Source organism: Pseudomonas sp. NFPP12 (assembly GCF_900103205.1).
Taxonomy (GTDB): Bacteria; Pseudomonadota; Gammaproteobacteria; order Pseudomonadales; family Pseudomonadaceae; genus Aquipseudomonas; species Aquipseudomonas protegens.
The window spans coordinates 740,443-762,031 of record NZ_FMWW01000004.1; the positions used below are offsets into that span (position 1 = coordinate 740,443).

Annotated in this window: 18 protein-coding genes; all 18 read right to left on the reverse strand. The window is 59.1% G+C overall.

The window, feature by feature from the left end:
* Position 1: 1 nt before the first annotated feature.
* The gene (locus BLS75_RS20545; RefSeq protein WP_011060007.1) at positions 2-742 is read right to left on the reverse strand and encodes a flagellar motor protein; all 741 of its coding nucleotides are present in this window, start codon (positions 740-742) and stop codon (positions 2-4) included.
* Entirely contained in the window at positions 742-1,863 is a 1,122-nt protein-coding gene (locus BLS75_RS20550) for a protein-glutamate methylesterase/protein-glutamine glutaminase (protein WP_011060006.1), read from the reverse strand. Before BLS75_RS20550 ends, BLS75_RS20545 begins: the two co-directional genes overlap by 1 nt.
* Before the next feature lie 47 nt (positions 1,864-1,910).
* Entirely contained in the window at positions 1,911-4,196 is a 2,286-nt protein-coding gene (locus BLS75_RS20555) for a chemotaxis protein CheA (protein WP_072451671.1), read from the reverse strand.
* Between the two features lie 12 nt (positions 4,197-4,208).
* A complete protein-coding gene (locus BLS75_RS20560) occupies positions 4,209-4,997 on the reverse strand; it encodes a protein phosphatase CheZ (protein WP_011060004.1) in 789 nt (262 codons plus the stop codon).
* A 30-nt stretch (positions 4,998-5,027) separates the two neighbouring features.
* Positions 5,028-5,399 (reverse strand): chemotaxis response regulator CheY, encoded by a 372-nt coding sequence (locus tag BLS75_RS20565; RefSeq protein ID WP_003183998.1) that lies wholly within the window; start codon positions 5,397-5,399, stop codon positions 5,028-5,030.
* Between the two features lie 165 nt (positions 5,400-5,564).
* A complete protein-coding gene (gene fliA / locus BLS75_RS20570) occupies positions 5,565-6,305 on the reverse strand; it encodes an RNA polymerase sigma factor FliA (protein WP_011060003.1) in 741 nt (246 codons plus the stop codon).
* Entirely contained in the window at positions 6,302-7,132 is an 831-nt protein-coding gene (gene fleN, locus BLS75_RS20575) for a flagellar synthesis regulator FleN (protein ID WP_011060002.1), read from the reverse strand. The genes fliA and fleN overlap by 4 nt, the downstream gene beginning before the upstream one ends.
* 118 nt (positions 7,133-7,250) lie before the next feature.
* Positions 7,251-8,573 (reverse strand): flagellar biosynthesis GTPase FlhF, encoded by a 1,323-nt coding sequence (gene flhF / locus BLS75_RS20580; RefSeq protein ID WP_011060001.1) that lies wholly within the window; start codon positions 8,571-8,573, stop codon positions 7,251-7,253.
* Between the two features lie 11 nt (positions 8,574-8,584).
* Positions 8,585-10,714, reverse strand: a complete 2,130-nt coding sequence (gene flhA / locus BLS75_RS20585; protein WP_011060000.1) for a flagellar biosynthesis protein FlhA — start codon at positions 10,712-10,714, stop codon at positions 8,585-8,587.
* A 144-nt stretch (positions 10,715-10,858) separates the two neighbouring features.
* Positions 10,859-14,377, reverse strand: a complete 3,519-nt coding sequence (locus BLS75_RS20590; RefSeq protein ID WP_072451672.1) for a glycosyltransferase — start codon at positions 14,375-14,377, stop codon at positions 10,859-10,861.
* A gap of 100 nt (positions 14,378-14,477) precedes the next feature.
* Positions 14,478-15,713, reverse strand: coding sequence for an FkbM family methyltransferase (locus tag BLS75_RS20595; protein ID WP_011059998.1), 1,236 nt, complete (start codon positions 15,711-15,713; stop codon positions 14,478-14,480).
* 58 nt (positions 15,714-15,771) lie between these two features.
* Complete coding sequence (locus tag BLS75_RS20600) at positions 15,772-16,392, reverse strand: LbetaH domain-containing protein (protein WP_072451673.1); 621 nt, start codon at positions 16,390-16,392, stop codon at positions 15,772-15,774.
* On the reverse strand, positions 16,389-17,522 hold the full coding sequence (locus BLS75_RS20605; RefSeq protein WP_176876763.1) for an aromatic ring-hydroxylating oxygenase subunit alpha: 1,134 nt from the start codon (positions 17,520-17,522) through the stop codon (positions 16,389-16,391). The genes BLS75_RS20600 and BLS75_RS20605 overlap by 4 nt, the downstream gene beginning before the upstream one ends.
* A gap of 48 nt (positions 17,523-17,570) precedes the next feature.
* Entirely contained in the window at positions 17,571-18,209 is a 639-nt protein-coding gene (locus BLS75_RS20610; RefSeq protein ID WP_072451675.1) for an acetyltransferase, read from the reverse strand.
* A 17-nt stretch (positions 18,210-18,226) separates the two neighbouring features.
* Positions 18,227-18,985, reverse strand: a complete 759-nt coding sequence (locus BLS75_RS20615; RefSeq protein ID WP_072451676.1) for an SDR family NAD(P)-dependent oxidoreductase — start codon at positions 18,983-18,985, stop codon at positions 18,227-18,229.
* A 56-nt stretch (positions 18,986-19,041) separates the two neighbouring features.
* Positions 19,042-20,082 (reverse strand): ketoacyl-ACP synthase III, encoded by a 1,041-nt coding sequence (locus BLS75_RS20620; protein ID WP_072451677.1) that lies wholly within the window; start codon positions 20,080-20,082, stop codon positions 19,042-19,044.
* Positions 20,083-20,087: 5 nt separating this feature from the next.
* Positions 20,088-20,309, reverse strand: coding sequence for an acyl carrier protein (locus tag BLS75_RS20625; RefSeq protein WP_072451678.1), 222 nt, complete (start codon positions 20,307-20,309; stop codon positions 20,088-20,090).
* A gap of 82 nt (positions 20,310-20,391) precedes the next feature.
* Positions 20,392-21,513 (reverse strand): DegT/DnrJ/EryC1/StrS family aminotransferase, encoded by a 1,122-nt coding sequence (locus BLS75_RS20630; protein WP_072451679.1) that lies wholly within the window; start codon positions 21,511-21,513, stop codon positions 20,392-20,394.
* Positions 21,514-21,589: the final 76 nt, after the last annotated feature.

Below are 21,589 nucleotides of genomic sequence, written 5' to 3' on the forward strand. Positions count from 1 at the left end.
ATCAGTCCATGAAGCCTTGCAGCTTCAGCTCGATGGAGCGGGGGTTTTCGCCTTCGGCGATCGACAGGATGCCTTCGAGGAGCATTTCCCGGTAACGCGACTGGCGCAAGGCGACGGATTTCAGCTTGGCGGCGATCGGCAGCAGCACCAGGTTGGCACTGGCCACCCCATAGATAGTGGCGACGAAGGCCACGGCGATGCCGCTACCCAGCTGGGATGGATCGGCCAGGTTGCCCATCACGTGGATCAGGCCCATTACCGCGCCGATGATGCCGATGGTCGGCGCATAGCCGCCCATGCTCTCGAACACCTTGGCGGCCTCGATATCACGACTTTCCTGGGTATAGAAATCCACTTCGAGAATGCTGCGGATGGCTTCGGGTTCGGCACCGTCCACCAGCAACTGCAAGCCCTTGCGCGCATAACTGTCAGGCTCGGCATCCGCCACGCCTTCCAGGCCCAGCAGGCCCTCCTTGCGCGCGGTGAGGCTCCAGTTGACCACCCGGTCGATGCCGCCCGGCAGATCGACCCGGGGCGGGAACAGGATCCAGGCAAGGATCTGCATGGCCCGTTTGAAGGCGCTCAGCGGCGACTGCAGCAGTGCCGCACCGATGGTCCCGCCGAGCACGATCAGTGCCGCCGGACCATTGGCCAGGGCCGACAGGTGCCCCCCCTCCAGGTAGTTGCCACCGATAATGGCGACAAACGCCATGATGATCCCGATAAGGCTGAGCACATCCATCAGAGACAGGCCTCGACCAGGTGCCGGCCGATGTCGTCCAGGCTGTACACCGCATCCGCCAGGTTGGCCTTGACGATGGCCATGGGCATGCCATAGATCACACAGCTGGCCTCGTCCTGGGCCCATACCGCACTGCCGCCCTGCTTGAGCAGACGCGCGCCTTCGCGACCGTCGGCGCCCATGCCGGTGAGCACCACCGCCAGAACTTTGTCGCTGTAGGACTTGGCCGCAGAGCCGAAGGTGATATCCACGCACGGCTTGTAGTTCAAGCGCTCGTCGCCCGGGAGAATCTTCACCGCACCGCGACCGTCGACCATCATCTGCTTGCCGCCAGGCGCCAGCAGCGCCAGGCCCGGACGCAGGATGTCGCCATCCTCGGCTTCCTTGACACTGATGCGGCAGAGCTTGTCCAGACGCTCGGCAAAGGCTTTGGTGAAGGCCGCCGGCATATGCTGGATCAAGACGATGGGGGCCGGGAAGTTGGCCGGCAGCTGGGTCAGGACCCGCTGCAGCGCCACCGGGCCGCCTGTGGACGTACCAATGGCCACCAGCTTGTAGGCCTTGCGCTTGGGTGCCGGCGAATTCGCACTGGCCGCCGGCGCCGCTGCGCGGGCCGGAGCCGGTGCGGGAGCTGGCGAGCGCGAACTGGCGAAGCTCGAAGGAGCAGGTGCCGGAGCACTCGCCGGCTGCGGCGCCGGAGCACTGTAGCTGCTGAAGCGCCGATTGCTGCGCGAGATACTGTGGACCTTCTCGCACAGCAACTGCTTGACCTTCTCGGGATTGCGCGAGATGTCCTCGAAGTTCTTCGGCAGAAAGTCCACCGCCCCGGCATCCAGCGCATCGAGGGTCACTCGGGCGCCTTCGTGGGTCAGGGAGGAGAACATCAGGACCGGCGTCGGGCAGCGCTGCATGATGTGCCGCACTGCGGTGATGCCATCCATCATCGGCATCTCGTAGTCCATGGTGATCACGTCCGGCTTGAGCGCCAGGGCCTGATCGATCGCCTCTTTACCATTGGTCGCCGTGCCGACGACCTGGATATTCGAATCCGCTGAAAGAATTTCCGAGACGCGGCGGCGGAAAAAACCCGAATCGTCCACCACCAGGACTTTGACTGCCATAAACACTCCGTTAGGTGGGGCGAGGCCAACCGCCCCTCCCCGCCGAATCAAATACGCCGTGCGGCGTAACGCTTGAGCATGCTCGGAACATCGAGGATCAGAGCAATGCGGCCGTCACCGGTAATGGTGGCGCCGGACATGCCCGGGGTTCCCTGAAGCATTTTGCCCAAGGGCTTGATGACCACTTCTTCCTGGCCTACCAGTTGGTCGACGACAAAGCCGATCCGCTGGGTACCCACCGAAAGGATCACTACGTGGCCCTCGCGCTGCTCTTCATGAGCGGCGGAACTGACCAGCCAGCGTTTGAGGTAGAACAGGGGCAACGCCTTGTCGCGCACGATCACCACTTCCTGGCCGTCCACCACGTTGGTGCGCGACAGGTCGAGGTGGAAGATCTCGTTGACGTTGACCAGCGGGAAAGCGAATGCCTGGTTGCCGAGCATGACCATCAGGGTCGGCATGATCGCCAGGGTCAATGGCACCTTGATGACGATCTTCGAGCCCTGGCCCTTGGTCGAATAGATGTTGATCGAACCATTGAGCTGGGAAATCTTGGTCTTCACCACGTCCATGCCCACACCGCGACCGGACACATCGGAAATCTCGGTCTTGGTGGAGAAGCCCGGGGCAAAGATCAGGTTGTAGCACTCGGTATCGCTCAGGCGGTCGGCGGCATCCTTGTCCATCACGCCGCGCTTGACGGCGATGGCGCGCAACACGTTCGGGTCCATGCCCTTGCCGTCATCGGAGATCGACAGCAGGATGTGGTCGCCTTCCTGTTCCGCCGCCAGTACCACCTTGCCGCCACGGGACTTGCCCGAGGCTTCGCGCTCTTCCGGCGATTCGATGCCGTGGTCCACCGCGTTGCGCACCAAGTGCACCAGCGGGTCGGCCAGGGCCTCTACCAGGTTCTTGTCGAGGTCGGTTTCTTCCCCCACCAGTTCCAGGTTGATCTCTTTCTTGAGCTGTCGGGCCAGGTCGCGAACCAGGCGCGGGAAGCGCCCGAAGACCTTCTTGATCGGCTGCATGCGGGTCTTCATCACCGCGGTCTGCAGGTCGGCAGTCACCACGTCGAGGTTCGACACGGCCTTGGACATGGCTTCGTCGCCGCTGTTGAGGCCCAGGCGCACCAGGCGGTTACGCACCAGCACCAGCTCGCCCACCATGTTCATGATTTCGTCCAGGCGCGCGGTATCGACACGCACCGTGGTTTCCGCTTCGCTGGCAGGCTTTTCCGCCGGCGGGGCCGCAGCGGCGGCGCGAGCCGGGGCCGGGGCCGCAGCAGGAGCAGCGGCAGCTTTCGGCGCCTCGGCCTTGGGCTCGGGCTTCTTCGCCGCCGGCTTGACGACGGCAGCGGTGGCCGCCGCAGCCGGAGCCGCAGTAGCCGCGGCTGGCTTGGCCGCACCCGGGGTTTCGGAGAATTTGCCCTTGCCGTGCAACTCATCCAGCAGGGATTCGAATTCGTGATCGGTGATCAGGTCGCTGCCGGCTGCGGCTGCGCTTGGTGCGGCTGCGGCAGGAGCGGCAGGCGCCGCCGCCACGGCCGAATCCAGGGCCTCCACGGCGAAGTTGCCCTTGCCATGCAACTGGTCCAGCAATGCTTCGAATTCATCGTCGGTGATCTCATCACCTGCGCCAGCCGCACCACTGGTGGCACTGGCCGCGGCCGGTGCCACGGCATCCGGGGCGAACTGGCCCTTGCCGTGCAACTGATCGAGCAGGGATTCGAACTCGGCGTCGGTGATTTCATCGCTGGCCGGCTCGCCCTGGGCCGCAGGTGCGGCGGCAGGCGCTGCTTCGGCTTCGGCCTTGGCGGCATTCAGCGAGTCGAGCAACAGCTCGAATTCGTTATCGGTGATATCCCCTGCCGGGCTTTCTTCAGCCACAGGCTCGGCAACCGGCTCAACCACCTCTTCCACAGCAGGTGCTGCAGGCTCGGCACCGGCAGGTTCGGCCAGGCGCGCCAGGGCCGCCAGCAACTCCGGTGTGGCAGCGGTGATTTCGGTGCGCTCACGGACCTGGCTGAACATGCCGTTCACCGCGTCCAGAGCTTCAAGCACCACGTCCATCAGTTCCGAGTCGACTCGCCGCTCACCCTTGCGCAGGATGTCGAAGACGTTCTCGGCGATGTGGCAGCACTCCACCAGCTCATTGAGCTGGAGGAAGCCGGCGCCCCCTTTAACAGTGTGAAAACCGCGAAAAATTGCATTGAGCAAATCCGCATCATCCGGCCGGCTTTCCAGCTCGACCAGTTGTTCGGACAGTTGCTCTAGAATCTCGCCGGCCTCAACCAGGAAATCCTGAAGGATCTCTTCATCGGCGCCGAAGCTCATTAATGGGTGCTCCTAGAATCCAAGGCTGGAAAGCAAATCGTCTACATCGTCCTGACCGGACATAACGTCTTCCCGTTTATCGGCATGAATCTGCGGACCTTCACCCTTGGCGAGATGTTTTTGCGGATCTTTTTCAGCGAGGATCGATTCACGGTCATGTTCGATACCGGCGAAACGATCGACCTGGCTGGCCATCAAGACGAGTTTGAGCAGATTGCTTTCGACTTCCGTGACCAACTGGGTCACACGCTTGATCACCTGACCGGTCAGGTCCTGGTAATCCTGCGCCAGCAGAATGTCGTTGAGGTGGCCGGAAACGGTACGGGTTTCCTGTTCGCTGCGCGTCAGGAAACTGTCGACCCGGCGCGCCAGCTCGCGAAACTCTTCAGCGCCGACCTCGCGCCGCATGAAGCGCCCCCAGTCTGCGCTCAAGGCCTGGGCTTCAGTGCTCAGGCCGTTGACCAACGGGGTGCTGCTCTCCACCAGGTCCATGGTGCGGTTGGCTGCGGCTTCCGTCAGCCGGACCACATAGGACAGGCGCTCAGTGGCATCCGTGATCTGTGAAACTTCCTCGGCTTGCGGCATGTGCGGGTCAATCTGGAAATTGACGATCGCGCTATGCAGCTCGCGGGTGAGCTTGCCCACTTCCTGGTACAGGCCGCGGTCACGGGTCTGATTGAGCTCATGGATCAATTGCACCGCTTCGCCGAACCGGCCCTTTTCAAGGCTCTCGACCAGTTCCAGCGCATGTTTTTTCAGGGTCGACTCAAAGTCGCCCAGTGAAGATTCGTTATGCTCCATAGCTCCCCCGTGGCGGAATGGCTACGCGTCTCAACCGATGCGTTCGAAGATTTTTTCGATCTTCTCTTTCAACGCCTGAGCCGTGAATGGTTTGACGACATAGCCGTTTACGCCGGCCTGGGCAGCTTCGATGATCTGCTCGCGCTTGGCTTCAGCAGTCACCATCAATACCGGCAGGTGCTTGAGTTTTTCATCGGCGCGCACGTGGCGCAGCAGGTCGATACCGGTCATGCCCGGCATGTTCCAGTCCGTTACCAGAAAGTCGATGCTCCCGCTGTTGAGTACCGGAATGGCGGTAGTGCCATCGTCGGCCTCGACCGTGTTGGTGAATCCCAGATCACGCAACAGGTTCTTAATGATCCGCCGCATCGTTGAAAAGTCATCAACGATGAGGATTTTCATGTTCTTGTCCAATTCGACCTCCAAGCAGTCTTAAACGCATCCAGCACCTGAACGCGCCATTCAATCAATCCGGCATAACACACAACGACTGCATGGAGCACATACTGCAAGACCGGTGCAGCGCTTGCTTCACCGGTCCTGAACGCAGTGTCCCCACACTGCCTGTCAGCGCGCTCGCCACTCCCCCAAACGCCCCCGCAAACGGGCTGCGCACTGGCTGTGTAACTGGCTGACCCGCGATTCGCTGACCCCCAGGACCTCACCGATTTCCTTGAGGTTCAGCTCTTCGTCGTAGTACAGCGCCAACACCAGTCGCTCGCGCTCCGGCAAATTGGCAATCGCATCCGCCAACGCGGCCTGGAAGCGTTCATCCTCCAGGTCCCGTGACGGCTCGAGATGAGCACTGGCGCCATCCTCATGCAGCCCTTCATGCTCGCCGTCCTGCAACAGGTCGTCGAAACTGAACAGGCGGCTGCCCAAGGTGTCGTTCAAAATCCCGTAATAATCGTCGAGACTCAATTGAAGTTCGGCCGCAACTTCATGATCTTTAGCGTCACGACCGGTTTTAGCTTCAATTGCGCGAATCGCATCACTGACCATGCGCGTATTACGGTGCACCGAACGCGGTGCCCAGTCGCCTTTACGAACCTCGTCGAGCATCGCCCCACGGATACGGATACCCGCGTAGGTTTCGAAACTCGCCCCCTTGCTCGCGTCGTATTTGGTCGACACTTCGAGCAAACCGATCATCCCGGCCTGAATCAGGTCTTCTACCTGAACACTGGCCGGCAACCGCGCCAGCAGGTGATAGGCAATACGCTTGACCAGAGGCGCGTAGCGCTCGATCAATTCGTACTGGCTGTCACGCGCCGACTTCTTGTAGAGGTTGTAGCCACTGGCAGTCATAGCACCGGTCCCGCTGTTTGATGCACTAGCCGCTCGACAAAAAACTCCAGATGCCCGCGTGGGTTCGCCGGCAACGGCCAGGTATCGACTTTTTGCGCGATGGCCTTGAACGCCAATGCACACTTCGAACGAGGAAAGGCTTCATAGACCGCACGCTGCTTTTGCACGGCCTTGCGTACGCTTTCGTCGTAGGGAACTGCGCCGACGTATTGTAAGGCCACGTCCAAGAAGCGATCCGTGACCTTGGTCAATTTTGCAAACAGGTTGCGACCCTCCTGAGGGCTCTGAGCCATGTTGGCCAGGACCCGGAAACGGTTCATGCCGTAGTCGCGGTTGAGCAGCTTGATCAGCGCGTAGGCGTCCGTGATCGAGGTCGGCTCGTCGCATACCACCAGCAGTACTTCCTGGGCCGCGCGGACAAAGCTGACTACCGAGTCACCAATACCCGCAGCGGTGTCGATCACCAGCACATCGAGATTGTCGCCGATATCGCTGAAGGCCTGGATCAGGCCAGCGTGCTGCGCGGGGCTCAGGTGCACCATGCTCTGGGTACCCGAGGCGGCCGGTACGATGCGGATGCCTCCAGGGCCCTGGAGCAGCACATCGCGCAGCTCGCAACGGCCCTCGATGACGTCGGCCAGGGTATGTTTGGGAGTCAGGCCCAGCAGGACATCGACATTGGCCAGTCCCAGGTCGGCATCCAGCAGCAAGACCCGCCGGCCGAGCTCAGCCAGAGCCAGGGACAAGTTCACTGACACATTAGTCTTGCCGACGCCACCTTTGCCGCCGGTCACCGCAATCACCTGTACGGGATGCATGCTGCCCATGTTCTTTCTTTACCTTGTCTTACTTAGACGGGGCCACATAACTGGCTGCGCGTTCACCATTGGAACAATGCATGGCAGACCATCGATGTAGATACACTGCAATCTATTCATGATTACCTCAGCCAACCCGTTTGGACGGGCTGTGGTAAAGGTCAGCGAACATGTCGGCCATGGCTTCCTCGCTGGGTTCTTCCTGCATCTGTACGCTTACCGCGCGACTCACCAGCTGATGCCGGCGAGGCAGGTGCAGATCGTCAGGAATCCGCGGACCATCTGTGAGATAGGCAACCGGCAGTTCATGACTGATGGCCAGGCTCAGCACTTCGCCAAGACTGGCTGTTTCATCAAGTTTAGTCAGGATGCAACCAGCCAGGCCGCAGCGTTTGTAGCTGTGGTAGGCGGCGGTCAGCACCTGTTTCTGGCTGGTGGTAGCCAGTACCAGATAGTTCTTCGCACGAATGCCACGACCGGCCAGGCTCTCCAGTTGCATGCGCAACGCCGGATCGCTGGCCTGCAGGCCGGCGGTATCGATCAGCACCACGCGCTTGCGCAGCAGCGGATCCAGTGCCTGGGCCAGGGACTGGCCCGGGTCCACATGGGTCACCGACACATTGAGGATGCGCCCCAGGGTCTTGAGCTGCTCCTGGGCGCCGATGCGGTAGCTGTCCATGCTCACCAGGGCAATGTTCTGCGCCCCGTACTTGAGCACGTAGCGCGCCGCCAGCTTGGCCAGGGTGGTGGTCTTGCCCATGCCGGCCGGGCCGACCATGGCGATCACGCCGCCCTCTTCCAGAGGCTCGACTTCCGGGGTCTGGATCATTCGCGCCAGGTGCGCCAGCAACATGCGCCAGGCCTGACGGGGTTCGTTGATTTCGGTAATCAGTGCCAGCAGGTCGCGGGCGAGCGGGCCCGACAGGCCGATGCGCTGCAGGCGACGCCAGAGGTTGGCCTGCTCCGGACGGCTGCCCTGCAACTGGCTCCAGGCCAGGGAGCCGAGCTGCACTTCCAGCAGTTCGCGCAGACCGTTGAGCTCGAAACGCATCGAGTCCAGTGCCCGCGTATCGGCAGGTGGCGCTGCAGGAGCCGGCGCCGGGCGCGGACGCTCGGTCAGGGTCGGCTCGATCAGGGGCTCGGCCGCGGTCAACGGCAGGCCGGCGAACAGCTGGCGATTGGTGATCGAGGCACTGTCGCCCTCGCCCCGCAGGCTCAGTTCGGCCTGGGCGGTGACAATCCGCGACTGGGTCTTGCGCAGCTCGTCCTCGAGTTCCATGTTCGGAACCCGTGGCGACAAGGCCGACAACTTGTAATCCAGCGCAGCCGTCAGCTCGACACCGCCGGCGATCCGCCGGTTGCCGATGATGGCGGCTTCAGCGCCCAACTCATCACGAACCAGTTTCATGGCCTGACGCATATCGGCGGCGAAAAAACGCTTAACTTGCATAACCCACTACCTCAGCCGTTGGGCCCTACTGTCGCAACGATGGTCACTTGCTTGTTGTCCGGAATTTCCTGGTACGCCAGCACATGCAAACCCGGGACGGCGAGACGGCCGAACCGCGAGAGCATGGCGCGGACCGGCCCCGCTACCAACAGAATCACCGGTTGACCTTGCATCTCTTGACGCTGCGCCGCGTCGATCAGCGAACGCTGCAGCTTCTCTGCCATGCTTGGCTCCAGCAGAACGCCTTCTTCCTGGCCTTGTCCTGCCTTCTGCAGACTGCTGAGCAAAATTTGTTCCAACCTTGGCTCCAAGGTGATCACAGGCAGCTCAGACTCAGTGCCTACAATGCTTTGGACGATGGCACGAGACAATCCGACGCGTACCGCGGCAACCAAAGCGGCAGTATCTTGACTCTTGGCGGCATTGTTGGCGATGGCTTCGGCAATGCTGCGGATGTCGCGTACCGGCACCTGCTCGGCCAGCAGCGCTTGCAGGACCTTGAGCAACTGCGACAGCGACAGCACGCCCGGCACCAACTCCTCGGCCAGCTTCGGCGAACTCTTGGACAACACTTGCAGCAACTGCTGGACCTCTTCGTGGCCGATCAGTTCGCTGGAGTGCTTGTACAGAATCTGGTTCAAGTGGGTGGCGACCACGGTACTGGCGTCCACCACGGTGTAGCCCAGGGACTGCGCCTGCGGCCGCTGGCTGATTTCGATCCACACCGCTTCCAGACCAAAGGCCGGGTCCCGAGCGGAGATGCCGTTGAGCGTGCCATAGACCTGCCCCGGGTTGATCGCCAGCTCGCGATCCGGATAGATCTCCGCTTCGGCCAGGATCACCCCCATCAGGGTCAGGCGGTAGGCGCTCGGCGCCAGGTCCAGGTTGTCGCGGATATGCACCGTGGGCATGAGAAAGCCCAGGTCCTGGGAGAGCTTCTTGCGCACCCCCTTGATCCGCGCCAGCAATTGCCCGCCCTGGTTGCGATCCACCAGGGGAATCAGGCGGTAACCGACTTCCAGGCCGATCATGTCGATCGGCGTCACGTCGTCCCAACCCAACTCCTTGGTTTCCAGGGCACGAGCCGGGGAAGGCAGCAGGTCCTGTTGACGCTGGACCTCTTCCAGAGCCTTGACCTTGACCTGGTTCTGCTTTTTCCAGACCAGGTAAGCGGCGCCACCGGCCACGGCCGCCAGGCTGAGAAAGGAGAAGTGCGGCATGCCCGGCACCAGCCCCATCACGGCCATCAGGCCGGCTGCCACCGCCAGCGCCTTGGGCGAAGCGAACATCTGCCGGTTGATCTGCTTGCCCATGTCTTCGGATCCCGAAGCCCGGGTCACCATGATCGCCGCCGCAGTGGACAGCAACAGTGATGGCAATTGCGCCACCAAACCGTCACCGATGGTCAGCAAGGCGTATACCCGGCCCGCATCGCCAAAGCTCATGTTGTGCTGGAAGATACCGACGGCCATGCCGCCGATCAGGTTGATGAACAGGATCAGCAAACCGGCGATGGCGTCACCGCGCACGAATTTGCTGGCACCGTCCATGGAACCGTAGAACTCGGCCTCCTGGGCCACTTCGAGACGGCGCAGCTTGGCCTGGTTCTGGTCGATCAGGCCGGCGTTCAAGTCAGCATCGATGGCCATCTGCTTGCCGGGCATGGCGTCCAGGGTGAAGCGCGCGCTCACCTCGGAAATACGGCCGGCACCCTTGGTCACCACCACGAAGTTGATGATCATGAGGATCGCAAAGACCACGATACCGACCACGTAGTTGCCGCCGATCACCACCTCACCGAAGGCCTGGATCACCTTACCGGCAGCGGCGTGGCCCTCCTGGCCATGGAGCATCACCACCCGGGTCGAAGCCACGTTGAGCGCCAGGCGCAGCAGCGTGGCCACCAGCAGAATGGTGGGGAACACGGCAAAGTCCAGCGGCCGCAGGGCGTACACGCACACCAGCAGAACCACGATCGACAAAGCGATGTTGAACGTGAAGAACACGTCCAGCAGGAACGCCGGGACCGGCAACATCATCATGGCCAGCATGACCAACAGCAGCACCGGCACACCCAGATTGCCTCGACCGAGGTCAGCCAGGTTGCTGCGAGCCGTGTTGATTAACTGAGAGCGATCCACCGATTTACCCCGTTCCGTAAAGCAAACTTTTGACGCCTGAAGCGGCACGGGGCTGCTACTGCAAGAAACCTTCCAACTTTTACCGAAAGGAAATATGGCGCCGGCATTGAGCTGAAAATGCCGGAAACCTCAGAGTGGCCGTGATTAATCCGGCAGCCAGGCAGCACGCCACGCCATCAATGCGCTAGCGTCCAGCATCCAGTCGCGCCGGACGACTTCACGCAGGGCATCCCCGGCCCGGGCATTGGCCTGTGGATCATCCAGATGCATGCGGATGGCCGCCCTCCAGTCCTGGAAGTGATTGGCAACCCGAGTTACCGGCAAATCACCGCGGAAACACGTCAGATCACTGCAGATGACCGGATAACCACAGGCGCCATACTCCAGGAGACGCAGGTTGCTCTTGCACTCGTTGAGCAGACTCTGCTGCATGGGCGCTACTGCCAGATCCAGATTCAGCCTGGCCAGCGCCGCCGGATACAGGCTGATCTCCACACCACGATGCACTTCCTTGACATAGGGCAGCAGTTCCTCGGGACAAGCCCCCATGAACACCCAGTCGACTTCCGTCGCCAGGGCTTTCACCACCTCGCCGATCACTTGAAGATTGGCCAGCTGCCAGTCCGCGCCCGCCCACCCTACCCGGGGCTTGTCGCCGGCACACCGCTGGCTGCCTGGCAACGCCCCCCAGCCCTGCTGGTCCAGGCGACTGTGGATGACCCGGGTATCCGGATGCAGGCCATGCAGAGCGTCGGCCAGGGCTTCGGTGGACACCACCAGGCGATCGACGCAGGCCACGGCTTCGCGCAAATAGTAGGAAATATCCCCAGGCGTCATGCCCTGGGCAGCCTCCCCGACAGCCAGGCTTGGCAGGTGATCGTTCAGCTCAAAGACCTTGAAACTGCGCGAGAAGGCTTGCGCACGACGCATGGCGCTGAGCGACTCCTCGCCGATGTGGCGCTGGAAAACCATCGAATCCGGGGCCACTCGCGCCAGTTCGGCCGGCGATAACAGCGCCATCGACAGCACCCCGTCGATCAGGCCCGCCGAACTCTGCTCCTCCATCGGTCGAATGGCCCGATAGTGACCACTGCCATAACGATCCGAAGGGTGCACCAGCACCACTGGCAACGGGCGCCAGATCAGCGGACGCCAACTTAACGACGGCTCGGCCAGTTGGAAGCCCTTTGGCTGCCCCAGGGAAAAATTCAGGTTGTAGGCCGGGTCCCGCGCCAGCACCGAAAGCCAGCGCTGGGACAAGGCATCTTCATCCCGCGGCGCAAACGCGGCCGGCGGCATACCGTGCATGACCCGCGCACGCGGCGTCCACACGGTCAGATAACCATGGCCCGCCAGGCGCAGGCACAGGTCAATATCCGCTCCCGCCTCAGGGAACAGCTCGGCATCCCAGCCACCCACCCCATCAAACAGGGCTTTACGTACCATCAGGCAGATGTCGGCGACCGCACTGCAATTGCGATCCACCTGCAAGCCATTCATGTACCCGGCAGCGTCGGCCTGCTGCCCGGCAAATGCTGCCGCCCCGCCGGCCGCCAGCCCCAGGATCAATCCGCCATGGCTCACTTCGCCATCACTGGAGAGCGCTTTGGCCCCCACTACCGCCACCTCCTGGCGCAGCGCGTGATTCAACAGCGCATCAATCCAGCCACCGTCGAAGATCGCCGTCAGCGCACGCAGGAATACCAGATATTCACCAGAAGCCTGCTGCGCCCCCAGGTTGTTGGCGGTGGAACGATCCACGGCATAAGGCAGGCTGACTACCCGGATACGCTCAGCCGACAGCTCCGCGACAGCCTGCAACCACTGCCTTGCCTCTGCGGCCTGACAGGCGTTATCGACGATCAGCAACTCGTAGAAAGGGTAACGGGTGTGCTCCAGGACACTGAAAATACAGCGCTGCGCCGCCGCCAGGTCGTCACTCACCACCACCACGATCGATACCAGGGGGCGGGCCTGGTGCCCGTAGTCGATCAGATAGTGTCCCGCAAGCGAGCTGTCGACCTGCGCGCTGGCATAGCCACGCTGCGACAGGTGCTCGACCAGCGCGCGGCGCTCATCTTCATTTTCATCCAGGGCCACGGGCGGACAACTCAGCAGCAATTCCGGGATATGCCCGAAACCGTCAATGCCACCTTGATTGATCAGGCGCAGGATCAGCTCGAACTCCAGGGCCCGCGCGTAGGCACCATCAAAACCACCCGCCTCGATCAGCACCCGACGCCTGAAGATCCAGTGACGCGCCAGCACCCCCGGGAAACTCAGCAGGTAATCCAGGTTGAAGTCCGGGCGCAGCATGACCCCCGTGTCGCCATTGGCTTCTCGCAGCACGCCATCACAGAACACTGCACGGCAGTCGGGATCCGGCAGCAACTCCAGGCTGGCGACCAACAGGCCGCTTGGCGTGAACTCATCACCGGCGCGGACCAGCACACACCATTCGCATGCATCTTCTTGCAGCAAACGATTGACCTGCTCTGCGTAGTTCGCCTGAACCGGTGCGAAGTGCAACTCGGCGCCGCCGGCAACCAAGCCCGGCGCCTCATGCCCCAGTACCGTCACTTTCAGTTGCACAAGCCCCTGCGGCTGCGCCGCCAGGCTATGCAGGGTGCGCGCCAGCGCCTGGGCATCCGCGGCCAGATCAAGGACGATGATGCCGATTGAAGGAGCACCGCCGCCGGCCTGCAGATAGCCCTCCATCAAATGCAACTGGATCGGGCTTGGCACCCGTTGCTCGATCCAACTGTTGATCTGCCGGTCGGCCACGCCCTTGGCGTAACTCTGTCGCAGAGCGGCCAGGATATCCACCGGCTCGAACCTGTCGCCGCCATACAGGGAACGCACCGAAACCAGATGGTTATCCAGCCCCCCTCGATGCCAGCCCAGTTCGCGCAATGTCCGTTTGAAATCAGCGTGCCCCTGGTTACCGATACCCGGCTTGTCGCGCCCCTGCTGGCTGCCCTGCTGCAGGGACACTCGGAAATCGGTCAGCGGCTGCTTCAGCAACGCCAGGTTGCCCTTTTGCAGCAGCTTCACATACATCGCCAGGTCGCCCACCCAATAGATCAGGCAACCATTGAGCGACATCAGGCCATCCCCCAGCGCCAGCAGATCCTCTCGGCGACAAAGCACGCAACTCGGCTCGCCGATGAAGTTGAGGCTATGGTCGGCCAGCAGGCTGGTCAGCTCCTTGCCATCGATAACCACATCGGTAGCGAAAGGCAGGGATGTGGCCAGGGCATCCGGTTGCGGGACCCCATCGGAATCGATCAGGCGGCGACGCGAAGACGCCATGGCCACAGAGGGATCTGACTCCATAGCAGCCACCAGTTGCGCGACACATTCAGGGTGCAATACATCGTCGTCATGGAGGAACTTGATGTACTTTCCACTGGCGACTTTTATGCACTCAATGGCATTGAAGAGCTCGCCGCGCAGAGACTCATTGAACTCATAGCGAACCGGAAAAGAGCAGGACTCCTGGTAACGAGCCGTGCACTCACGGATGGTCCCGGTACGCGAGTCATCGCATACCACCACCTCCAGATGCTCGTAGCTCTGCGCACAGACACTGGCCAGCGCCGCTTCAAAGTAAGTTGCCTTGTAAGCAGGAATGACCACACTGACCAGTGGCTTTGCGCTCATATAAACCTTCTTGCTAGTTAATACCGATAGCCCGCCACCTTCGCTTGAGTGGCACAGGCCCAATCAAATGGCGCGCCAATGCAGCGCGCCAGAACGCAGATCAATAGAAGTACAGGCAGGTATCCCAGCGCTCTTCGGTGTGGTGGCGCAGGCCAATCTTGTAGTCGCCACGCACACTTTCGACAAAACGGGTGATATCCAGCAAATCGCCAGACCGGTGATAAGCCGAAATGGCCATTTTCGGGCGCCCACGACTGATGTGCTCACGGGCCCCCTGCAAGGCCTGCAATTCCGCCCCTTCGATGTCCATCTTGATTAGCGTCGGGCTGTCATCAAGCAATGAATCCAGACGGCGCACATCGACATCCCGGCAGATGGCCTGGGCAGTAGCGGCAGATAACAGGTGACCGCCGTGCCCGCCCTCATGCAAGAACGGCATCTGCCCGTCTTCGTTGCTCAACGCACAACCCAGCAACTCGATGGCACCTGACTGGGCAGGCGCGAGAGTACCGTTGTAACCGCTGATGAAGGATTGAATGGTGGCCCGATTGACTTCATCCGGCTCGATCATCCAGATCTTCTGGAAGCGGCCGTCGGTCGCATCGAGAAAGGCCTTGGCGGACTCGGCAATCGAGGCGCCACAGTCAGCGAAGCGCTCATTCTGATCAGGCAACCACAAGCCGGAACGGAAATACAGGGTCAAGTAGGGCTTGGCAGCGTTGAGTATCCACTCGGGGTCGCACGTCAAATGGCCGAGCAAAACGCTGAACAGGGTGAAGCGTGAATAGTCATCGTCCAGACGCCGCCCGAGGGCGATCAACTCCTGGGCGTGAGCAACAATGTAGCTGCCCCAGTCATCAATCCGATGGTCGCTCGCCGGGTTGATGGAAAGCAGCCGCAAGCCCTGCTCAAAGTTGAGCATGGGGATGTTGTTGCGCAGCGCCAGGCTTTTGAAATAACGCCGGGAGTGATCATACCGACAGCCATTGACACTGATCAGCGCAGTATCCCGGGCCAACTTCAGGAAGGCATCCGAACTGATCACCGGAACGCCATGAAAGCTTTCCATCTTGCCGGCCTTGAAGTCGTCGACCACGGCAACAATCCGCACTCTGCCGGCAGCTTCATTGATAAAGAGTTGAGAGAACTGGGTCGTTCCCAACAGCACGACTTTTGTTTCACGCCCATTTGCGTCGTAGACATGACAGGCCTCAGGCGCAATACAGAAGCGCGGATCATGTTGATACGCAGAGACCGCCCGCTGAAAGATGGTGACCAGGTTTTCGTAGTTACCAGCCACTTCCAGCCCTTTAACACCAGCATAATTACTCGGCATACCCACTCCAGAAACGGCCCGCCCAATTGCCTGAGCGAATCGGCAAGATAATTAACATTCAGTTTTTCAGGATTCTGGCGCCATCTGGCATCAGGGCATCATAAAAGGACTTGTCAGCAAGGACTTCCGGCAACTTCCCGCCCAACAACCACTCGCAATGGCGACCGACTTTCGTGCCCGCCAGCGCAAAGCTGCCAGCGGAGAGCGTGGTGCCCCTGCCGATTTCCACGCCGCGCCCCAGGGTCACACCCGCCTGCAAGGTCACACAGGCCCCTAACTGCACGGAGCAGTCCAGAGTTACCTGGCGATCAAGCCAGGAGCCCAGCCCCACTACCGCACCGGAGGCCAGGTTGCAGCCCGCCCCCACATAGGCATTGCCTTGCAGAACGGCGCTTTCTTCAACAATGGATCGAGGCGAAACCAGATTGAACAGGCGATACCCCGCCAACCGAACCTGGGCAATCAACTTGTATCGCGAATAGTTGACCGCACGCTCATCCAGCGCCACAAACACTTCGAAGTCTTGCGCCGGATACCGATCGATGAATTCATCCAGCTGAAAGTTGTAACGATCAGCCGAAAGCAAGCGGTGCTGCACATGGGGCAAGCCCAGTTCAGTAGCCATCTGGCAGGCATGCTCGAAGGCCCAGCCCTCTCCCAGGACTATATGGGAAGTCATGGGCGCTCTCCCAAAACATGAGTTCTATACCAGAGATGCTGTTGAACGATATGCGCCTCGTACTCGCCGTGCATGAAGCGCCGAGAGTGCTCACCGAACCCATCCTGCAAACGCTCGAGCACAACCGTGTCCTCGGCTATGACCTTGCGCTCGCCACGAATCAAAGTTGCCAGCAACGCAGTAAAGTCGGTGCGGACATCCTTGCGTGTGGCGGTCATCATCCACAGGTGATAATCGGTAACCCCAGGGGATACGGGATCGTACTGCTGAAGTAGAAAGTGATCACCCTTGACACTACAGAAGTTGACATTGGGATAAATGAACCAGTTGTAGTAGGCATGTTCACTGCCATATTTTTCGCACAACGGCGCAAACCAGTTCTCGTAGGGCTTGATCAGAGCCTTAGTGCTGTAACTCAGCGAGTCAAGTTCAGGAGATTCGGCAGTAGAAATCAGCCTGATGACTTCCGATCCTCCGTCATCGCCAACTACAGGGATCTCCTTGACCATTTGATTCATGGCCGGCATGAAGGTTTGCGGATGAATAAAAGGAACGTGGTTATAGTCTTTCACGTTCTCCATATTCAACTTCCAGTTATACCGGACCTGATGGCAACTGTAGATAATCTGCGAATCCAGATGAGAGGACACATCCTGCAACTGCCCGATGAACTCATCCGTAAATTGCTCATTCAGTGCAATGGGACTCTGCGCAAAATTCACAAACAACAACTGGCCGACTTCCTCCAGATGAAGTTTCTTCAGGCAGATCTTTTCTCGCTCCGCGGCACTGAACTGGTAAAGCCCATGATTGGGTATGCCACGCAACTCGCCCTCGGCACCAAATGACCAGGCATGGTAAGGGCAGACCATAGGGCGCTTGCCGGCACTCTCGGTCTGAATAGGCGACAGCCGATGGGGGCACTCATTGATAAAGGCCCGGATACCGGCTTCGGTTCTCTGAACCAGGATCGGCACACCCGCCACCTTGCGAGTGAAGAACTGATTTCGCTCGCGCACCATCGACGTGAACCCGACGAAGGTCCACAACGCGCCAAACAAGTGGGCACGCTCGCGAGAAAGAGTTTCCTGGGAGGTGTAATGGCTTGCATCCAACGCATGACGCGACATAAAACGTATCCACAAAAAAGACCGAGCAGCGAGATGAATACCCAGCCTTCAATCCTGCTTGGTGAAAATGACTCGAGCAGGGTTGCCCACCACCGTCGCACCGGCAGGAACATCCTTGAAGACCACGGCTCCCATGCCGATCACCGCTCCATCACCCACAGTGACCCCGCGGGATAGCATGGCCCCGGAGTTGATCACCACACCGTTGCCCACCTTGACGTAGCCGGCCAACAAACAACGGGGCGCGATATGTACATAGTCGCCAATCACCACGTCGTGACCGATCATGCTGTCTTGATCGATAAAGCAGTAATTACCGATCTGACTATCAACGCCGCAACTTACGTCATAGCCGAAAAACGTTGGCCCCCAAGCGGTTCTAACACCAAGGAAACCAGGTCTTCCATAGTCAATGAACTTCGCGCCTTTGCCGAGCAGCAGTTTCACCTGTTTTTCTCTACTCGCAGGATCTCCGATCGCAACGATAAACAAGTCGTCGGACTGTGGTTGAAAATGCTCCGGATACCCTAACCAGGGACAATTAAGAATCTCCGCTACAACCTCAGGCCCACGCTCATCCAGAAAACCGGCGATGATCCAATCAACTCCACAGGCTACATCAGCCTCCATTCGAGCCAATACCTGACGCCCAAGTCCGCCAGCCCCCAATATGATCACTCGCCGCATATTGCCCCCATGGCTCGTTAAATGGTTAACCCACCGTCCATGATAAGCGTCGAGCCAGTTATCCATCGGCTTGCATCGGAGAGCATGAAAATGCATGCATTGGCTACATCATCCGGCATACCAAAGCCCAGAAGTTGCCCTTGGCCCAGCGTATCCATGGAGACCATCTTTTCAGCATCGTCCACCAAGGGTGTATGTACCAATGCTGGCGAGAGACAATTAACCCGGATTCTATGTTTAGCCACTTCCGTTGCAAGGCATCGCGCCATGGCAATCAATGCTGCCTTGGTACCGGAATAGCCGCCAACCCCTGCCACTCCTTTATGTGCAGCAATGGATGCAATAAATAAAATAGCCCCATCAGCCGCAACAAGATTGCGTCTCAAAACACCTTGAGTCAGCAGAAAAGGGGCTTCGACATTGGTTCGGTGAAGCACTTGAAGATGGGACTCAGTCATCATCCGAGTTGGAGACAGCCTGGAGATCCCTGCTGAATGTACCAAACCGTGTATCTTCGAATCGAGTGCAGCGATTACAGCATCTCGCTCAGCCGCAACGGTAAGATCCGCTACAACCATTTTATGATCCAGACTCGAAATGCTCTGCAACTCTTCAAACGTCTTGGTCAGGCGCTCCTTATCACGCCCAGTGGCAATAATCTCGGCGCCCATGCGAGCACAATTCAAAGCCGTTGTGAGTCCAATCCCCGAACTGGCCCCGGTCACCAAGACCCGCTTGCCCTTGAGACTGAATGGATTAAAGCTGTTATCAGCCACTATGCTGCCCTCCGAAGAAATTTGCGGTCAGTGGGAGGAGTGACCTCCCGGCCCTATCAGGACTCAATCAAATCAGGAAACTTCGCCCCTTGGATATCCACCAAGCAGGTTCCCCATGACAAGCCAATACCAAACCCTGACAGCACTAAACGCTTAGTTCCTTCTTCAAGCTGTTTATTGATTCGTGCAGTCATGGTGACTGGCAGCGAAGCACCGCTGGTGTTGCCAAAATCCCGCAAGGTCGAAGGAACTTTCTCGACTGGAAGTTCCAACTTTCTACGAATGGTCTCGTTGATCATTCGATTGGCCTGGTGAAAGATGAAGTAATCGACTTCGTCTTTTGAAACATTGGCATATTCAAGCAATTTTTCTACCGCCGGTGGAACCCGCTGAGTGGAAAAGCTCAGCACCGCAGTACCGTCGAGTTGCAAGTCGACAGCTCGATGCCAGTGATCATTTTCATTCTCACGGAATGGCACCAGATGCTGTATGCCTACCGGCTCACGATGCCCACCAACCGGAAGGATGATCGCTTTGTGGCCGCTACCATCGCTATTCAGGTCGAAGTACATGGGCGGGGCATCCGCACAGAACTCCATCGCCGTAGCGGTGCCGGCATCCGAAAAGATCGGGTCATTGAGCTGGGCACCGCTGTCCCCAACCAGCACCAAGCCTTTCTTGATACCTCCGGCACTGATCAGCGATCCGAGCAGATGCAGGCCGAACGGATAGCCGGAACACCCGAGGTTGACGTCGAACGCCAGGGTGGTATGGGGCAACCCCAGACGATCCTGAAGAATGATCGCAGTGGCAGGCGCCAGGTAGTCCGGGGACTGGGTAACCACGATCAGCGCGTCGATTTCCTCGAGCTTCCACTCCAGGCTTTCAATGAGCTTGGAGGCTGCATCGAAGGCCAGGTCGGAAAAACACTGCCACTCTTGCGTCAGCCTTCGCAGCTCGATACCGATATTGCGCACCAGCCTTTCGCGTTCTGGGCGAATCTGCGGCTTGCAATCAGTCAGATTGGAAACAACTCGTTTAGGAACGCAAGTTGCCATACCGGCAAAGCGCACGGAATTCAACGTAACGAGTGGCATGAGGCTTATCCTACCAAGTTGTAAAGATCACCAACGGTAACAGCCTTTTCAAGGTCGTCGCCCGAGATCACTTTCTTGTACTCAATATCAAACATGACAATCACACCCAATGCCGCGAGCGAATCCCACTCTGGCAAATTGCGCAACTCCGTCTCCATGGTGACTTCAACTGGCTCCTGAAAATCGGTGGCAGACAGAAAGTTTTCGATAAATGCTTCTTTGCTCATAACAGCCTCTTAATAATCAGAATCTGCGGTTTAAAATTCCGCAAAACACTCGCCTTCTTGGCGAAAGCCCCTCTCCAGTACGTTATATATTCGCCGAGTTTCCTGAGCGAATGACAGCAACGATCCGTTGCAGGTCCTCTGGCTCCAACCCTGGATAAATGGGCAGACAGATAACCTTTTCAGCCAACGCTTCGGCCACTGGCAAAGCATGGCGATGGAGTCCTTCCATACCTTCATACACCGACATCTGGGTAATCAGGGGATAGAAATAACGGCGCGCGAATATATTGTGCTCCTGCAACAACCCATAGAGTTGATCGCGGCTCAGCGCATATTCGGGCTCAATGGCAATCGGAAAGTAGGCATAGTTCGAGACAAGAGCGGCCGGTACCGGGTCCAGGTTAATACCTTTGATGGTTCGCAATTCAGAGCGATAGAAACAATCGATAGCTCTACGCTGTTCCAGGGCCGCGTCGATATGCTGCAGCTGCAAGAGCCCGAACGCAGCATTTACTTCACTCATCTTGCCGTTGATGCCACAGGTCACCACCGTGACCTCATCCACAAAACCAAAATTCCTCAATTGATCGATATGCAACTTTGTCTGTTCATCCGGGCTGATGATCGCACCGCCCTCGAAGGTATTGAAAACCTTGGTTGCATGCAGACTCAGGACACTGAGGTCGCCATGGCGCAGTACACTGCCACCGGCATCTTCCACGCCAAACGCGTGGGCGCCGTCAAAAATTACTTTCAATCCATGTTTATCGGCGATGGCCTGAATCGCCTCTACATCACAGGGATTGCCATAGCAGTGCACCGGCATGATGGCGGTCGTCTGTGGCGTAATGGCCTGTTCTATCTTTTTAGGGTCGATGTTGAAGGTCTGTGGATCGATATCGACAAACACCGGGGTCAAGCGATTCCACACCAAGGCATGGGCCGTAGCGACAAAAGAATAAGGCGTGGTAATCACTTCACCCTTCACATGCAGCGCTTGTAAAGCGGTAATCAGGGCCAATGTTCCATTGGCAAACAACGACAAATGCCCGACCCCCAAGTAACGAGCCAGTGCTTGCTCAAGTTCTTGATGGAAGGGACCGCAATTGGTCAGGCGCTTGTTTTTCCAGATCTGCTCCAGATAAGGAACAAATTCCTCTAACGGCGGCAGTAGCGGACTGGTAACTGTAATTATTTTTTCCATGACTTATCAGTTCTGAGCAGTTCGAACATCCCAAAGAACAAAGTCAATCCACCCGCTTTTTTCAGATTGATTCTGC

Bases quoted from the DNA above. Each gene is read 5' to 3' on its own strand.
- BLS75_RS20550 (WP_011060006.1), bottom strand. From the start codon at position 1,863: ATGGCAGTCAAAGTCCTGGTGGTGGACGATTCGGGTTTTTTCCGCCGC.
- fleN (WP_011060002.1), bottom strand. From the start codon at position 7,132: ATGGGCAGCATGCATCCCGTACAGGTGATTGCGGTGACCGGCGGCAAA.
- BLS75_RS20590 (WP_072451672.1), bottom strand. From the start codon at position 14,377: ATGAGCGCAAAGCCACTGGTCAGTGTGGTCATTCCTGCTTACAAGGCA.
- BLS75_RS20620 (WP_072451677.1), bottom strand. From the start codon at position 20,082: ATGCCACTCGTTACGTTGAATTCCGTGCGCTTTGCCGGTATGGCAACT.
- BLS75_RS20610 (WP_072451675.1), bottom strand. From the start codon at position 18,209: ATGCGGCGAGTGATCATATTGGGGGCTGGCGGACTTGGGCGTCAGGTA.
- BLS75_RS20560 (WP_011060004.1), bottom strand. From the start codon at position 4,997: ATGGAGCATAACGAATCTTCACTGGGCGACTTTGAGTCGACCCTGAAA.
- BLS75_RS20630 (WP_072451679.1), bottom strand. From the start codon at position 21,513: ATGGAAAAAATAATTACAGTTACCAGTCCGCTACTGCCGCCGTTAGAG.
- BLS75_RS20605 (WP_176876763.1), bottom strand. From the start codon at position 17,522: ATGTCGCGTCATGCGTTGGATGCAAGCCATTACACCTCCCAGGAAACT.
- BLS75_RS20600 (WP_072451673.1), bottom strand. From the start codon at position 16,392: ATGACTTCCCATATAGTCCTGGGAGAGGGCTGGGCCTTCGAGCATGCC.
- flhF (WP_011060001.1), bottom strand. From the start codon at position 8,573: ATGCAAGTTAAGCGTTTTTTCGCCGCCGATATGCGTCAGGCCATGAAA.
- BLS75_RS20565 (WP_003183998.1), bottom strand. From the start codon at position 5,399: ATGAAAATCCTCATCGTTGATGACTTTTCAACGATGCGGCGGATCATT.
- BLS75_RS20625 (WP_072451678.1), bottom strand. From the start codon at position 20,309: ATGAGCAAAGAAGCATTTATCGAAAACTTTCTGTCTGCCACCGATTTT.
- BLS75_RS20595 (WP_011059998.1), bottom strand. From the start codon at position 15,713: ATGCCGAGTAATTATGCTGGTGTTAAAGGGCTGGAAGTGGCTGGTAAC.
- BLS75_RS20545 (WP_011060007.1), bottom strand. From the start codon at position 742: ATGGATGTGCTCAGCCTTATCGGGATCATCATGGCGTTTGTCGCCATT.
- BLS75_RS20555 (WP_072451671.1), bottom strand. From the start codon at position 4,196: ATGAGCTTCGGCGCCGATGAAGAGATCCTTCAGGATTTCCTGGTTGAG.
- fliA (WP_011060003.1), bottom strand. From the start codon at position 6,305: ATGACTGCCAGTGGCTACAACCTCTACAAGAAGTCGGCGCGTGACAGC.